Genomic DNA, 14,172 nt, shown 5'->3' with positions numbered 1-14,172 from the left:
GCCCTGATATGGCAAGGCTCCCACCCGCGCAACCCTCGGTCAACGGGATCGGCCCGCCGGCGCGATCACCGGCTCGCCGGCGCGTCGGCCGCCCCGGGCGATGGCCCGGTGCGCGCCTCGATCGCCTGGATCGTCGCCTTGATCTCCTTCGCGATCGAGGCGCACGGCGCCGCGCAGCGGCTCATTCCCAGGAAGCCGCACCCCTTGCTCTTGCCGGAGGTGAGCGGCGTGAGGACGTCGATCGCGCGCCGATCGCCGTCGGCCGCCGCGCGCTCCAGGAGCGCCTGCCTCGCCTTGCAGGAGGTGGCGACGCGGAGCTCGTGCGCGATGCGCAGCGCGGGCGTCGCCCGCTCCAGGACCGCGGCCTCCGCGAGCCGCCGCGCGGCGCGCTCCTTCAGCGCAGGGGTGCCCACCGAGAGCTCGTAAAGGAGATCCGCCCCGTGGCTCCCCATGCTGCTCGCCATCAACTCGAGCGCGGCCGACGCCTCATCGGGAAGTCCGCCGGCGGCGCTCGAGACGACGCGCTTCACGTCATCGTCCGACGCCGCCCCCCGATCGAGCTCCAGGAGCCGCTTCGCCGCGGCGAGCGCGGCGGCGTGGTAGGACGGCGGGAGGGCGTAGCGCAGCATGAGGGCGCGGAAGATCGCCGGATCCTTGGGGTAGCGCGCGGCGAGCGCCTCGAGCGGGAGCACGCCGCCCGCGGTCGCAGCGGCGAGCTCGTCGGCGGGGACCGCATCGCTCGGCCGCGGGACCACTGGACGCCGGAGCGTCGAGGCCGCGGGCGCCGCGCGCTCGGCGCTCGCGGCCGCCTCGAGCCGCTCGAGCGAGTCGCCGCCGCGCAGCAGGGCGGCGGCGAGCACGACGGCCACGAGGGCGACCGCGCCGGCGACAAGCCACTGCGCCGCGGCCGGCGCCCGCGTCAGCAGGGCGGCGCGCGATCCCGGGGCGCTGCCGCCCGCGGCGAGCACGGTGGTTGTCCCGGGGAGCGAGCCCGGCCGGTCGGGGGGGCTGGCCCGGCTGGCGCTCGTCCCGGGTGCCTGCGGTGCCATGCTCGCTCCCCTAACACAGGCGCTGGCCGAGGCCCATGGGCGGCGTCGCGCAGCCCGGCCGCGGGCTCATCGCCGCTGCGCTCGCCACTGGAACAGGGCGGCCGCGAGCGCGGCGCCCACGCTGATCAGGAAGAGCAGCGCGTCCCAGACCGGCCACGCGATGCCGATGGCGCGCTGCAGGAACACGGCCTCGAGCAGCCGCACCAGCAGCGACGCGACCCCGTAGGCCACGAGGGCGAGCACGACGGGCGTCGTGAGTCGCGGCGCGAGCGTGCTGAGCCTCGTGTCGTCGCGCCAGATGTGGCGGAAGACGTAGAAGCCGCCGAGCAGCCCGACGCCGAACAGGGCGCACAGGATCCCGAGCGTGAGCAGCGTGGCGCCCTGGCTCGATAGCGCGGCGGCGTCGCTCCGCGCCGCGCGCGCGAGGCCGGCAAGGCAGCTGACGAGGCCGGCGCCGAGCCACCCGAGGCCCAGGCTCGCCGAGAGGAAGACCATCTGCCGCATCAGGTACGCCTCGGACGCGGCCGAGCCGGGCAGACCGAAGGCGTGCGAGAGCGTATACGGCTTCCCGAGCACCACGGACGAGCGCGCGAGCGACGCGCGCGCGCTGGACGGGCCCCCGGGCGGGGTCGCCTCCTCGAACGGCGCGAGCGCGCCGGCGAGCTCGCTCATCGAGGCGTGGCGCGCCTCCTTCTCCTTCGCCATGGCGCGCTGGACGACGAGCTCCAGGGCCGGCGGGATCTCCGGGTTCAGCGTCCGCAGCCCCGGCGGCTCCTCGGTCATGACGGCGAGCAGCATCGCCGTCGGGTCGCTGCGCTCGAAGGGGCGCTGCCCGGTCAGCGCGTGGTAGAGGACCGCGCCGACGGCGTAGATGTCGGCCCGGGCGTCGATCTCGTCCCCCTTCGCCTGCTCCGGGGCCATGTAGGCCGGCGTTCCGAGCACCATGCCGGTCCTCGTGAGCGCGGACGGCGCGGAGGTCTTCGAGATGCCGAAATCGAGGACCTTCACGGTGGGACACGCAGGGTCGCCCGTCAGGAAGATGTTCTCTGGCTTGATGTCCCGGTGCACGACGCCCGCGGCGTGCGCGGCCGCGATGCCGTCGCAGACCTCGCGCGCGAGCCGCACCGCCGCGCCGACCGGCAACCGTCCCCCGGACGCCGCGAGGAGCTCGCCGAGCCCCTGGCCGTCCAGGTACTCGGCGACGATGCACGGCCGGCCGTCGTCCAGCCGGTTCACGTCGAAGATCTCGACGATGTGCGGGCTCCGGACCGACGCCGCCGCCTCGGCCTCGCGCTGGAACCGCGCGAGGACGGTGGCGTGCTGGGCGAGGTCGGGGTGGAGCGTCTTCAGGGCGAAGCGCTTGCCCGGGATGCGGGTGTGGTGCGTCTCGTAGACGCGGCCCATGCCGCCCTCTCCGAGGAGGCGGATGATGCGGTACGCGCCCGCCACGGTGGTGCCGACGAGCGGGTCCGCCTCGACCGACGGCTCGCCCGACGGGGAGGGAGGCGGTGGACGGACCGTGTCGGCGGTCGCGTAGTGCGCCGCCGCCGCGGGCCCCATGGAGACGGCATGCGGTCGCACCGTCACCGGGGCCAGGTCGTCTTCCGCCGCGTTCCCCGCGGGAGGAGGAGGAGGACGGACCGTCTCCGCGGTCGTGGAGGGGGATGCAGCCGCGGCGGCCTGGGCCTGCGCTGCGCGGACGGCGGCCAGAGCGGCTTGCCGCTCCGTGTCGCTCATGACGCGGGTGGGTCCATCGCCCTCCTCGGACGCCGATGAGGGCGCGCCTCCGGCCGAGCGGGATGAGGGTACGGCAGGGCTGCCCGAGCGACCGGGCGAAAAGCTCGAATCCGACACGCTCAGGGCCTCGCTCCCATGGATCCGGGTCGATCCTCGCCGGAGGCGGGGACCGACGATTCGTCGCCAACGCGCGGGCGAACACCGCACAGCGACGCTACCATGGATCGCGCCGCGCGAGGGCGCCGACATGCCGGACCGTGATCGGCACGCGATGTCGAGGCGTTGGCGCGGCCGGTCCGGTTATCGCCGCACGGTGGTCGGATGGTCAGCCCGTGGACTGCTCCGCCGGGGCCGGCTTCTGCTTGGCAGCCTTGCGCTTCTCCGCGTCGAGAAGGCCGATCCGCGCCTTCTGGCAGCGCTTCAGGCGCTTCTTCTTGAGCGGGGTGGCGAGCCATTCGTGACGCAGACGGACATTCCACTTCGGGGTATTGGCCATGATCGTAGGACTTTCTCTGCGAGGGGGGCGGAGACTACACAAACGTGCGGGGGCGTCAAGCTGTCAGTAGGGTCGCCCGCTGCGTATTTCCCGCGCTTGTTGGCGTCGGTACGTCGGTCGCTCGCGATCCGCTGCTGGAGGCGAAGCCAGAGCGCGCGCGCGGTGAGCGCGGGGACGGGCGGAAACGCGCGCGCGGCGCGGAGCAGGGACGCGGTCGCGGCGTGGTGGGGGCGCTCCGACGCGGTGAGGGCGCGCAGGGCGCTCCGGCGCTCGGACGACTGGCGCGCGACCGCCGCGCGGAAGTCCTCGCGGGCGAGGCGCAGGCGGGAGCGGACCGTGTTCTCCTTGAGCTCGAGCTCGCGGGCGATGTCGGCCACCGCGACGCCGAGGAGGTCGTACATCACGAGGATCACGCGCCGCTCGGGCGCGACCTTCAGGAGCAGCGCCGTCACGATCTCGGCGCGGTCGGCGCTCGCGAGCGATTGCTCCGGCGTCGGCGTCGGGTCGCGCCCGTCGAATGGCCAGGACGCGCCGGCCCCGGACGGGATCTCGCGGCGCCGGTGAGCGCGCGCGTGATAGTGGCTCGTCTTTCGCCACGCGATGCCGAACAGCCACCGCTGCAGCGCCGCCTCGGGCGTGATGCGCAGGGGGGGCGGCCCGTCCGTGGGGGGCCCGGGCGCAGGCGCCGCGTGATAGCGCCACGGCTCGTAGCTCGGCAGGCCCCGGTGCGCCGCGAGGAAGACCTCCTGGAGCACGTCGTCGAGATCGTTCGCCTCGACGCCCAGCCAGCGGAGCGAGCGGTGCAGGAACGGAAGGCCCACGGCATAGACCGTCTCGAACGACGGCCGCGCCGGCGGGGAAGGCGGGGCGGGCGGCGTCATCCGTCGCCCCGTACCGCCGGGAATTCCGCGCCGGCGCCGGTGGGGTAGGGGCGCGGCGCGGGCCGGCCGGCGGATGGATCGAACGCCGACGGCGGGCGGAGCCAGCGCTCGATCGGCTCGAGCTCGACGAGCATGTCGAGGGAGGTCCGGAGAGAGAGGCGGAAGTCGTCGTCCTCGGCCGCTCGAGCGCTGTGGAAGGCGACATAGAACAACACGGTGCCGAGCTGCATCGCCCGCGGATCTCCCCGGCGCTGCAGGAAGCGATCGGCGAGATCGCACAGGGCATGAAACAGGCGGCCTCCCGGGCGACAGCTCCCCGGACCGCACACATCGAGGGTGGCGCACCGGCGGGCGCGCCGGGCCATGTTCTTCGTGGAAGACGCGCACGACAGCGCCTTCGGAGGGCTCCGATTCGGCATGTTCCTGTCCATCATCAGCCTGGGGTTGACGATGAATGCGTGCTGCGCGCATCCATCTCCCTGGATTACGGAGAGCGCCCGGAGATGATTTCGTCTTGTGCTGTCGCGCGCCCGCGAGGCAGTGGAGCGGCGGGCGGTGGTGGCGATGACGGCGGGATGGACCGGCCGGTGTCCGTCCGCGAGATCGTCAATCCGGCACGGGCGTCAGCTGCACCTGGAGGTGGATTGGCTGGGCGCCATTCCTTGCCTCGACGAGGCGATCCCAGGTGAAGTAGCCGGCCTTCTCCACGGTGATGCGGTGCGTGCCGGGCGGCAGCGCGACGCCGTGGGCGGCGACGTAGGCGAGCGCGCCGATGTACTGGTCGTCGATCGTGACCGACGCGTCGGGCATGTTCCCCTTCATCCGCAGCGAGACCGTCGCCGGGGTCCGCGCGACGCACGAGGAGAGTCCGAGCAGGACGAGCGCCAGAGCGACGCGCGTCCGCCTCGTGTTCCCGGCGGCCATCGTCACTCCCACTCGATGGTCGAGGGCGGCTTCGACGACACGTCGAGCACCACGCGGTTCACGCCGCGCACCTCGTTGATGATGCGCGAGCTCGCGCGCGCGATGAGGTCGTAGGGCAGCCGCGCCCAGTCGGCGGTCATGCCGTCGGTCGAGTGCACCGCGCGGAGCGCGATCGCCTCGTCGTAGGTGCGCTCGTCGCCCATCACGCCCACCGAGCGGACCGGGAGGAGCACGCAGAAGCTCTGCCAGAGCGACTCGTAGAGCCCGGCGGCGCGGATCTCCTGGTCGAAGATCGTGTCGGCCTCCCTGAGCACGCGGAGCTTCTCCGGCGTCACCTCGCCGAGGCAACGCACCGCGAGGCCCGGGCCGGGGAACGGCTGGCGGTAGAGGATCTCGCGCGGCATGCCGAGCGCCTCGCCGGCGGCCCGCACCTCGTCCTTGAAGAGCTCCCGCAGCGGCTCGATCAGGCCAAGGTTCATCCGCTCGGGCAGGCCGCCGACGTTGTGGTGGCTCTTGATGACGGCGCTCGGCCCCTTGAACGAGACGCTCTCGATCACGTCGGGGTAGAGGGTGCCCTGGACGAGCCACTTCGCGCCCTGGACGCGCTTCGCCTCCTCCTCGAAGACCTCGATGAAGAGGCGGCCGATCACCTTGCGCTTCTGCTCGGGATCCACGACGCCGCGCAGCCCCTCGAGGAACCGCGCCGACGCGTTGACGGCGTCGAGGTTCATGTGGAAGTGGTCGCGGAACGTGCGCTCGACGGCCTCGGCCTCGCCCTCGCGCAGGAGGCCGTTGTCGACGAAGATGCACGTCAGCCGGTCGCCGAGGGCGCGCTGGCAGAGGACCGCGGCGACCGAGGAGTCGACGCCGCCCGAGAGGCCCAGGATGACGCGATCGTGCTGGCCGGCCTTCTCGCGGACCGCGGCGATCGCCTCCTCCACGAACGACGCGGGCGTCCAGGTCGGGGAGAGGCCGGCGACGTCGAAGAGGAAGGCGTGGAGGATCTCCTTGCCGCGCGGGGTGTGGACGACCTCGGGGTGGAACTGGAGGCCGTAGAGCTTGTCGCGCTCGCGGGCGACGGCGCAGAGCGGGCTGCCGGCCGTGGTGCCGAGCGCGACGAACCCCTCGGGCATCGCCGTGAGGCGATCGCCGTGGCTCATCCAGACGTCGATGGAGTCGCCCTCGGCGAGGCGGGAGAAGATGCCCGCCGAGCGCTCGACCCGCACCGTGGCGGGGCCGTACTCGCCGCCCGTGTGCGCGCGCTCGACCTTGCCGCCGAGGTGGTGCGCCATCAGCTGGAGCCCGTAGCAGATGCCCAGCGTCGGGACGCCGAGCTCCAGCACCTCGCGGGAGCAGTGGGGCGCGTTGTCTCCATACACGCTGGCGGGGCCGCCGGAGAGGATGAGCGCGCGCGGGGCGAGCCGGCGCAGCTCGGCGACGGGCACATCGAAGCGGTGGATCTCGCAGTAGACGCCAGACTCGCGCACGCGCCGGGCGATGAGCTGCGTGTACTGAGAGCCGAAATCGAGGATGACGACGAAGTCCCGCCGGGGTGAGAGCATGGCTGCCGCTAGCATGGCGGGGCTGGATCCGCCAGAGTCGGACGGGCGAGGCGCTGCGAGGCGCTGAACGCGCGCTCGCCCGCCGCGCCGGCATCACGGCTGCGTGGGCGGCGGCGGCGGGGTGGGCGGCGGCGGCGCGCCCGTCGGCGGCGCGGCCGGTGACGGGGCGAGCAGCGGCGCGCCCGGCGTCGCCGCCGGCTCGTCCGGCGGAGCAACGGGCGTCGCCGGCGCGCCGTCGGCGGGCGCGCCACCGTCGAACGCGCGCGGGCGCTCGTACTCGGGCGGCGGACCGGCCGGGAGCGGCCTGGGTGCGGAAGACGAGCACGCCGCGGCGAGGAGCGCGGCGAAGGCCGCGGCGATCGCGGCGATCTGCGAGGCGTGGTGAGGGCGTTTCATAGCTCCACTCCGCTCCCCCCGGCGTTCCCGGAAGGAGCTGGATCCGGCGGTATTTCGGGAACACGGAACGGATCGGGCGGTATCTGGAGGCCCTCCGGATCGGCGAACGGCGAGGAGGGGATGGAGGGTGCCGGCGGCGCCGCCTCGAGCGGCGCGCCGCGCGCGTTCGGCGCCGCGAGCGGGATGCCCGTGCTCGGCGGGGCGGGCGCGTCCTCGGCGGCGTCCGCGCCGCCGCACGCCGCGGGCGCGAGCGCCGCGAGGAGCGCCCCCGCGAAGAGCGCCGCCCTGCGCCGCGCAGGCGCCGCGCGCGGCGTGCGACAGGCCGGGCGGGAGCGGGGTGCGAACGACGCCTGGCTCGAGCTTCGGAGATCGCCGGACACGGCGGGTACGCTAGCACGGAGGCGAAGGAGAACGGTTGGCCCGCGCAGGGAGGCGAGCTAGGTTCCCGCTGTGGAACAGAGCAACGTCGATCTCGGCAACGTCGATCTGGAGAGCACGCTGCGCGCCCTCTGCGTGCGCGCCCGGGCGGCTGCCCGGGCCCTCGCCCCGCTGGACCGGGCTCAGAAGGACCGCGCGCTGCGCGCCGTCGCCGAGCGGCTGCGCGCCGAGGCCGGCGAGGGCAAGCGCTCCGCCGTGCTGGCCGCGAACGCCGAGGACGTGGCCGCGGCGCGCGCCGCAGGCCTCTCCGAGGCGCTCGTCGACCGGCTCGTGCTCGACGAGGCGCGGCTCGCGTCGATCGCCGGCGCGGTGCTCGAGGTCGCCGCCGCGAGCGATCCGGTCGGGCAGGTCGTCGGGATGGAGCGGCGGCCGAACGGGCTCCTCGTCGGGCAGGTGCGCGTCCCGCTCGGCGTGATCGCCATGATCTACGAGTCGCGCCCCAACGTGACGGTCGACGCCGCGGTGCTCTGCCTGAAGAGCGGCAACGCCGCGATCCTCCGCGGCGGCAAGGAGGCGTCGCGCTCGAATGCGGCGCTCGGCGCGCTGCTCTCGGACGCGCTGCGCTCGGTCGGGCTGCCGGCCGACGCGGTGCAGATCGTCCCCTCGCTCGACCGCGCGGCCACGCGCATCCTGCTCGGCATGACCGGCATGATCGATCTGGCCATCCCGCGCGGCGGCGAGGGGCTCATCCGGTTCGTGGCCGAGAACGCGCGCGTCCCCGTGATCCAGCACTACAAGGGCGTGAACCACCTCTACGCCGACGCCGGGTGCGACGTCGAGATGGCCTGCCGCCTCGTCGAGAACGGCAAGCTCCAGCGCCCCGGCGTCTGCAACGCGCTCGAGTGCCTGCTCGTGCACGAGAGCGTCGCCGCGCCGCTGCTCGGGCGCGTCGCCGCGCTCGCCGAGCGCGGGCTCGAGCTGCGCGGCGACGAGGCCACCTGCGCGCTCGTGCCGTCGGCGCGCAGGGCCTCGGAGGACGACTACGGGCAGGAGTTCCTCGCGCCCGTCCTCGCGGTGCGGGTGGTGCGGTCGCTCGACGAGGCGATCGAGCACATCGGCCGCTACGGGTCGCTGCACACCGAGGTCATCTGCACGCCGCGCTACGATCACGCGCAGCGGTTCCTGCGCGAGGTCGACGCGAGCTGCGTGCTCGTGAACGCGTCGTCCCGGTTCAACGACGGCGGCGAGCTCGGTCTCGGCGCGGAGATCGGCATCTCCACGACGAAGCTCCACGCCTATGGCCCGATGGGGCTCGCGAGCCTGACGGCGCTCAAGTGGATTGCATACGGCGACGGCCAGACCCGCTGACGCGGGCGAGACGAGGGGCGCCCGGCGACCGAGCGGGCGCAGAAGAAAGCGAGAGAACGTTGGCGACGAAGAAGGACGCAGGCAAGGCGAGCACCAAGCCGCGGGCGAAGTCAGGGTCGAAGGCGGGCGAGAGCGCGGAGCCTCGCCCTCCGGCGCGGAAGAAGGCGAGCACGGCCAAGGCGGGCGCGGCCGGGCGCGCGTCGTCCGCGGCGAAGACGAAGCGGCCGGCGTCGCCCCGGATCCGCGCCTCGCACGCGGGTGTCGGGGACGCCGCCGCGAAGAAGGCGGCGCGCGTGCGCCGCGCGGCGGGCGCGGGCGACGAGGTCGAGCCGCTGGAGCGCCGGGCGCGGCCGATCCCGGCGGATCGGCCGGCGGCGCGGGCGCGGCGTCCGGCGCGGGACCAGGGCGACGCGCCGCGGCCCGCGCGAGGCGGCGAGGGCGGCGCGAAGGCGACGCTGCCCCTCGCGGGACCGTCGCCGGCGCGGGGCAAGTCGCCGCTCGCCGGCCCGAAGCGCTCCGGCCCGCGCCGGAGCGCGCCGCCGCCGGCCCCCGAGCCGTCGGCGGCGGCGCGCGAGCTCGCGCTGGCGCTGGCCGCGGCGGGGCTCGACAAGAAGGCGATCGGCGTCGAGATCCTGGAGGTCGTCGGGCGCGTCGACTACGCGGACTACCTGGTGATCATGACCGGCCGCTCCGACCGGCACGTCCACGCGATCGCGACGGGCCTGGAGGAGGCGGTGCGCAAGGAGAAGCTCGCGCCGCTGTCGATGGAGGGCCTCGCCGCGGCGACCTGGGTGCTGATCGATTTCGGCGACGTGGTGGTGCACGTGTTCCAGGAGGAGACGCGCCGCCTGTACGACATCGAGGGCCTCTGGATCGACGCGGGCCGCGTCCCGGTCCCGGAGGAGAGCCTGCCGCCGGGGGCGCAGCCCGCCCCTCGGTTCGATCCGGACTGAGCGCGCCCGTGCGCCTGGTCGTCGCCGCCGTCGGGCGGGTGAAGGACAAGCCGCTGCGCGCGGCGATGGACGAGTACCTCGGCCGCATCCGCCGCTACGTGGCGTGCGACGAGATCGAGATCCCGGACGGCCCGCCGGCGAAGGTCGGGCCGCTGCTCGCGCGCGCGTCGGCGGGGGCGAGCGTCATCGCCATGGAGGTGAACGGCAAGGCGCTCGGCAGCGAGGCGTTCGCGGCCGGGGTGGAGCGGTGGGGCTCGCGCGGCAAGGGGGTGGTCACGTTCCTGATCGGCGGCGCGGATGGGCTGCCGGCCGACGTGTCCGCCGCGGCCGACGACCGGTGGAGCCTGTCACCGCTCACGTTCCCGCACCGCCTCGCGCGGCTCGTGCTGATCGAGCAGCTCTACCGCGCGATGACGCTGCTGCGCGGCGAGCCGTACGCCCACTGACGCGCGGTTGTCGGGCGGCCCGCGCGGCCCGCGCGTCCGCCGGCGACGAGGGCCGCGCGCGCGCCGCGGCCCTCGGGCCGGTCACTCCCTGGGCCAGTCGGGGGACGCGAGGTCCATCGGACCGTTGAACCAGGTCGCGTAGGCGGCCTCGTCGGCCTTCTTGTACTCGCCGAAGGTCTCCTCGAAGTACTCGCCCCAGTGGGGCTTTCGGCCGTCGACGTCGGTGAAGCCGTACTCCCGGGCGAGATCCCACGAGCTGAAGACGCGGCCGGCCTTCGCCGCGACGTTCGGGTCGGCGGCGAGCGCCGCGACGGCGCGGCCCACGTAAAACGGGGTCTCCGAGGCGATGAAGTGCGGGTCCCTGGCGGTCGCGTCGCGCCAGTTCTCCTCGGTCACGCCGAAGCCGTCGAGCATGGCCTCCGAGCGCAGGAAGCCGGGCGTGATCGCGAGCGCCGTCATCGCGGGGTGGCGGCGCAGCTCCCAGGCCATGGCGAAGGCGAGGCGGATGACCGACATCTTCGCCAGATCGTAGAAGAGGTTGCCGCGGTAGCCGAAGTTGTCGCCGTCGGTGACCTCGACGAGGAGGCCGCGGTCGCGCTCGAGCATGAGCGGCACCGCGTGGCGGCTCGTGATGATGTGCGAGGTGACGGCCCGCTCGAGCAGGATCTTGCCCTTGACCAGCGAGAGCCTCCAGAACGGCTGGCCGAACTCGGTGAGCTCGTCGCCGCCCCAGACGTCGTTGACCAGGACGTCGAGCCTCCTCTGCTCGCGCCGGATCCGGGCGCAGAGCGCCTCGACCTGCTCCTCGGCGGTGTGGTCGACCTGCACGGCGATGCCGCGTCCTCCGCGCGCGCTCACGAGCTCGGCGGTCTCCTCGATGGTCTCCGGGCGCTGCCCCGTGGCGGGGCGGCCGCGGACGCTGCGGCCGGTGCAGTAGACCGTCGCGCCGGCCTCGCCGAGCGCGCACGCGATGGCACGCCCCGCGCCGCGCGTGGCGCCGGCGACGAGGGCGACCTGTCCTTCAAGCGGTCTCATACGCTGTCTCCTCCTTGACCACCCGGGCCTCGCGGCGGCGCGGGATCCTTGCGGTGCGGCGCTGCGGCTCCGGTCGTCCGGGGACGCTACGGGACGATTCCTGACACCTCCTGTCATGAATTGCGCGTAGCCTCGGTGCCGGGTCGGATCGGGTTCCGGCGCCACGCAGGGGCCACGGAAGGTCAGTCATGCGCGCGGATCGGCTGCTCAGCTTGCTCTTGCTCCTCCAGCAGGCGAAGAGCCGGCAGCTGACGGCCGAGGAGCTCGCGCGCCGCCTGCAGGTCTCGGCGCGGACGATCTACCGGGACCTCGACGCGCTGTCGTCCGCGGGCGTGCCTGTCTATGCGCACCGCGGCCCGAACGGCGGGATCGCGCTGCTGGAAGGGTGGCAGACGAGCCTGACGGGGTTGACGCAGCCCGAGGTGCAGGCGCTCTCCGCGATCGCCGCGCCGGGGGCCCTGGCGGACATCGGGCTGTCGGCGGCGCTGCAGAGCGGGCTGATCAAGCTGTCGGCGGCGCTGCCGGTGGTGCAGCGATCGGTGGCCGAGCACGCGCGGCAGCGGCTCCACGTCGATTCGTCGGGGTGGTTCCAGGGGAGGGAGGTGGTGCCGCACCTAGAGGTCCTGCGGGAGGGGGTCTGGCAGGACCGCAAGGTGTGGCTCGCGTACCGGGATTTCGACGGGGTGGCGAGCGAGCGGGTGGTCGACCCGTACGGGCTCGTGATCAAGGCCGACCGCTGGTACCTCGTCGCCGGGACGGAGCGGGGGCCGAGCGTGTTCCGTGGGGCGCGCGTCGAGGGGGCCCGGCTCCTGGACGAGGGGTTTGCGCGGCCGGAGGGGTTCGATCTGGCGGGGTGCTGGACGGCGTGGTGCCAGCGCTTCGCGGAGCGCAGGGCGAGCTACGTGGCGACGTTGCGCGTGACCGAGGAGGGGGAAGCGGCGCTCCGGCGGATCCGGCCCAGCGGCGAGCACGAGCGGTGGGGGCAGGAGAGGTGCGGGCGCGACGGGGCGAGGACCGTGACGGTCGACTTCGAGCGGGAGTCGATCGCGGTCTCGCAGGTCGTGGGGCTGGGCCGGGGCGTCGAGGTGGTCGAGCCGGCGGCGCTGCGGGCGCGGCTCGAGGCGATCGTGGCGGACCTCGGCGCGGTGTACGGGGCGCGCGACGCGGCGCGGTCGAACGCCGGGGCGGCGGCGGCGCCCCGGCGGAGACGAGGCCGGCGGAAGGCGGCCTCGTAGCGATCGGCGCGGGGGCGGGAGCGGAGCGCCAGCGGGCGTCGCTGCGGGCGGAGCTACATGCAGAGGTTGATCAGCACGCCCAGGGTGCCGTGCCAGCCCGGGATGCCAGGAGCTGACGGCCTCGGCGTTCAGGCCCGAGGCAGGACCCGACCTAGTCCAGCGTGGGGATATCGCCGTCCTGCCACTTGGCCGCGTCGAAGGTGAAGCTGTCCGTGAACAGGTCAGCCGTGCTCACGGATTCTCCCTTGAGGAACCGGTTGACGAACGCGCTGTAGTACTCCGTCGCGAAGGTCCCCGCCTGCGCGCAGTGGCCATGGTTCGGGTGGGGGAAGCCCAGGTAGTCCTTGGCGCCCAGCGCCTCGTAGATCAGCTGGGTGTACTTCATCGTCGTGTAGACGCATTTCGGGCAGTTCCACCCGTCGTTCGTACCCTCCATGATGATGAGCGGCCTCGGCCAGGCCAGCGCGAGCACCTCGTGCTGGTCGATGGGCAGCTTGTTCACATTTCTGTTGCCGAACGCCTCGAAGGCGTCGCCCATCCAGTTCTCTTCACCATAGATCTGGGAGGCGGTCTGGACGTTCGCCCCGGCGCTCTTCTCCGCCTCGGCGGGGCGCCAGCCGCTCGCCAACCCGGAGCCGGGCGATTGCGCTGCGACCAGGGCGATCCGCTCGTCGAACAGGCCGATGATCCCGGCTTCCTTGCCGTTCCGCGAGCAGCCGAGCGCGGAGAGCTTCGTCGTATCGATGTTGTGCCCCGTCGTCTTTTCCAGGGCATCGATGACGCGGCTGGCCCCCCAGGCCCACGCCATGAGCGAGCCGGTCGACCTGTAGTCGGGGTAGAGATCGTAGAACAACCCCGAAGGCGCGCGGCGACCCTGGCTCCCGGTCGACTTCGCGAGCGTCTCACCGACGCTCCCATAGTCGATGGTCGCCACGCCGGCGGGCGCCGATGCGCCGATGCTGAAGATCGCCGGAGTGGGCCCGCCGCCTCCACCGCTGGCCGCTTTGATGTTCACCGAGAGCTCGATCGATCTCCCGCCGTTCGAAACGGTGATGTTCAATTTCCCCCCGCTGTAGGTGGCCTCGATGGACTCGGGGGGTCCAGGGTTTTTGCCATAGATGAACTCCTGGGCGAGCAGGCTGATCTCCTTCCTGCGGCAAGCCCAGTCGGCCTTCGAGGTCACCCTGGTGCCGTCGAGGAAAGTGAACGGATCCGGCATCTTCGGATTCTCCTCCAGCTCGGCCATGGTCGGGATCTGGATGTCCCGCGAGCAGCCCTCCCCGGACGAGCCGCCGCTCCCCCCGGAGCCGCTGCTGGCCGCCGGGCCGCCGCTCCCCGCAGATGTGCCGCTCGTGGCCGTGGAACCACCGCCCGTCGTGGAGCCCGCAGGAGGCTCGCCGGTTCCGCTCGAGACGCCTACCTGCTCAGAGCCGCCCGCGCCGCCAGAACCGCCGGTGTTGTCCGACCCACCGGACGTCGAGCTCGAACACGCGGCGAGAGGAACGAGGAGAAGACAACCGACGATCGCGCGATGCATCATGGTTCAGCAACCTTTCCAGGAACTGGTCATAGGACCCGCTTCTGACGAACCATCGGCATGCTCGGAGCCAGTCACTTCGCAGCGACTCCGAGCGACACGATGGAGTAACAGGGCCGCGCTGCGGCACGAGCGGGCACCTTCGACGTGATGAATTCCCATGAGCGGTGAAGCT

14 protein-coding genes are annotated in these 14,172 nt (G+C 73.4%); 4 read left to right on the top strand and 10 right to left on the bottom strand.

From position 1 onward, the window contains the following. Positions 1 to 65: 65 nt before the first annotated feature. The 8 genes from WME75_RS19250 to WME75_RS19215 all read right to left on the bottom strand — a co-directional run bounded on the left by WME75_RS19250 (position 66) and on the right by WME75_RS19215 (position 7,425). Positions 66 to 1,049: a hypothetical protein gene (locus tag WME75_RS19250; RefSeq protein ID WP_437492891.1), complete on the bottom strand. Its 984-nt coding sequence runs from the start codon at positions 1,047 to 1,049 to the stop codon at positions 66 to 68. A gap of 66 nt (positions 1,050 to 1,115) precedes the next feature. Continuing rightward, on the bottom strand, positions 1,116 to 2,786 hold the full coding sequence (locus WME75_RS19245) for a serine/threonine-protein kinase (protein ID WP_437492889.1): 1,671 nt from the start codon (positions 2,784 to 2,786) through the stop codon (positions 1,116 to 1,118). A gap of 420 nt (positions 2,787 to 3,206) precedes the next feature. Then, entirely contained in the window at positions 3,207 to 4,163 is a 957-nt protein-coding gene (locus WME75_RS19240; protein WP_437492887.1) for an RNA polymerase sigma factor, read from the bottom strand. Further along, positions 4,160 to 4,582 (bottom strand): hypothetical protein, encoded by a 423-nt coding sequence (locus WME75_RS19235; protein ID WP_437492885.1) that lies wholly within the window; start codon positions 4,580 to 4,582, stop codon positions 4,160 to 4,162. Before WME75_RS19235 ends, WME75_RS19240 begins: the two co-directional genes overlap by 4 nt. A 187-nt stretch (positions 4,583 to 4,769) precedes the next feature. Beyond that, the gene (locus tag WME75_RS19230) at positions 4,770 to 5,087 is read right to left on the bottom strand and encodes a PEGA domain-containing protein (protein ID WP_437492883.1); all 318 of its coding nucleotides are present in this window, start codon (positions 5,085 to 5,087) and stop codon (positions 4,770 to 4,772) included. A gap of 2 nt (positions 5,088 to 5,089) precedes the next feature. Then, entirely contained in the window at positions 5,090 to 6,664 is a 1,575-nt protein-coding gene (gene guaA / locus WME75_RS19225; RefSeq protein ID WP_437492881.1) for a glutamine-hydrolyzing GMP synthase, read from the bottom strand. A gap of 78 nt (positions 6,665 to 6,742) precedes the next feature. After that, positions 6,743 to 7,045, bottom strand: coding sequence for a hypothetical protein (locus tag WME75_RS19220; RefSeq protein WP_437492879.1), 303 nt, complete (start codon positions 7,043 to 7,045; stop codon positions 6,743 to 6,745). Then, on the bottom strand, positions 7,042 to 7,425 hold the full coding sequence (locus WME75_RS19215; protein ID WP_437492877.1) for a hypothetical protein: 384 nt from the start codon (positions 7,423 to 7,425) through the stop codon (positions 7,042 to 7,044). The genes WME75_RS19220 and WME75_RS19215 overlap by 4 nt, the downstream gene beginning before the upstream one ends. 70 nt (positions 7,426 to 7,495) lie before the next feature. On the opposite strand from WME75_RS19215, the gene WME75_RS19210 reads away from it, so the two are divergent. The 3 genes from WME75_RS19210 to WME75_RS19200 are packed head-to-tail and all read left to right on the top strand — an operon-like array spanning position 7,496 to position 10,190. Then, a complete protein-coding gene (locus WME75_RS19210; protein WP_437492876.1) occupies positions 7,496 to 8,791 on the top strand; it encodes a glutamate-5-semialdehyde dehydrogenase in 1,296 nt (431 codons plus the stop codon). Positions 8,792 to 8,850: 59 nt separating this feature from the next. Next, positions 8,851 to 9,744, top strand: coding sequence for a ribosome silencing factor (gene rsfS, locus WME75_RS19205; protein ID WP_437492874.1), 894 nt, complete (start codon positions 8,851 to 8,853; stop codon positions 9,742 to 9,744). A gap of 8 nt (positions 9,745 to 9,752) precedes the next feature. Continuing rightward, positions 9,753 to 10,190, top strand: coding sequence for a 23S rRNA (pseudouridine(1915)-N(3))-methyltransferase RlmH (locus tag WME75_RS19200; protein WP_437492872.1), 438 nt, complete (start codon positions 9,753 to 9,755; stop codon positions 10,188 to 10,190). 81 nt (positions 10,191 to 10,271) lie between these two features. Here WME75_RS19200 and WME75_RS19195 read toward each other — a convergent pair whose 3' ends face one another. After that, positions 10,272 to 11,225, bottom strand: a complete 954-nt coding sequence (locus tag WME75_RS19195) for an SDR family oxidoreductase (protein WP_437492870.1) — start codon at positions 11,223 to 11,225, stop codon at positions 10,272 to 10,274. A 188-nt stretch (positions 11,226 to 11,413) separates the two neighbouring features. Between WME75_RS19195 and WME75_RS19190 the strand changes: the two genes are divergently transcribed. After that, positions 11,414 to 12,460, top strand: coding sequence for a helix-turn-helix transcriptional regulator (locus tag WME75_RS19190; RefSeq protein WP_437492869.1), 1,047 nt, complete (start codon positions 11,414 to 11,416; stop codon positions 12,458 to 12,460). A 151-nt stretch (positions 12,461 to 12,611) separates the two neighbouring features. Here the strand turns inward: WME75_RS19190 and WME75_RS19185 are convergent, their stop codons facing one another. Continuing rightward, on the bottom strand, positions 12,612 to 14,000 hold the full coding sequence (locus WME75_RS19185; RefSeq protein WP_437492867.1) for a glucuronyl esterase domain-containing protein: 1,389 nt from the start codon (positions 13,998 to 14,000) through the stop codon (positions 12,612 to 12,614). Positions 14,001 to 14,172 lie beyond the last annotated feature (172 nt).

This window comes from Sorangium sp. So ce1014, assembly GCF_051521505.1.
Lineage (GTDB): Bacteria > Myxococcota_A > Polyangia > Polyangiales > Polyangiaceae > Sorangium.
The sequence above is the reverse complement of the archived record's forward strand: the minus strand, read 5'-3'. Positions and strand labels throughout refer to the sequence as shown.

What these genes read in the sequence shown, in the direction of transcription:
- WME75_RS19250 (WP_437492891.1), bottom strand. Translation starts at nt 1,049, where the DNA reads ATGGCACCGCAGGCACCCGGGACGAGCGCCAGCCGGGCCAGCCCCCCC.
- WME75_RS19245 (WP_437492889.1), bottom strand. Translation starts at nt 2,786, where the DNA reads ATGAGCGACACGGAGCGGCAAGCCGCTCTGGCCGCCGTCCGCGCAGCG.
- WME75_RS19240 (WP_437492887.1), bottom strand. Translation starts at nt 4,163, where the DNA reads ATGACGCCGCCCGCCCCGCCTTCCCCGCCGGCGCGGCCGTCGTTCGAG.
- WME75_RS19235 (WP_437492885.1), bottom strand. Translation starts at nt 4,582, where the DNA reads ATGCCGAATCGGAGCCCTCCGAAGGCGCTGTCGTGCGCGTCTTCCACG.
- WME75_RS19230 (WP_437492883.1), bottom strand. Translation starts at nt 5,087, where the DNA reads ATGGCCGCCGGGAACACGAGGCGGACGCGCGTCGCTCTGGCGCTCGTC.
- guaA (WP_437492881.1), bottom strand. Translation starts at nt 6,664, where the DNA reads ATGCTAGCGGCAGCCATGCTCTCACCCCGGCGGGACTTCGTCGTCATC.
- WME75_RS19220 (WP_437492879.1), bottom strand. Translation starts at nt 7,045, where the DNA reads ATGAAACGCCCTCACCACGCCTCGCAGATCGCCGCGATCGCCGCGGCC.
- WME75_RS19195 (WP_437492870.1), bottom strand. Translation starts at nt 11,225, where the DNA reads ATGAGACCGCTTGAAGGACAGGTCGCCCTCGTCGCCGGCGCCACGCGC.
- WME75_RS19190 (WP_437492869.1), top strand. Translation starts at nt 11,414, where the DNA reads ATGCGCGCGGATCGGCTGCTCAGCTTGCTCTTGCTCCTCCAGCAGGCG.
- WME75_RS19185 (WP_437492867.1), bottom strand. Translation starts at nt 14,000, where the DNA reads ATGATGCATCGCGCGATCGTCGGTTGTCTTCTCCTCGTTCCTCTCGCC.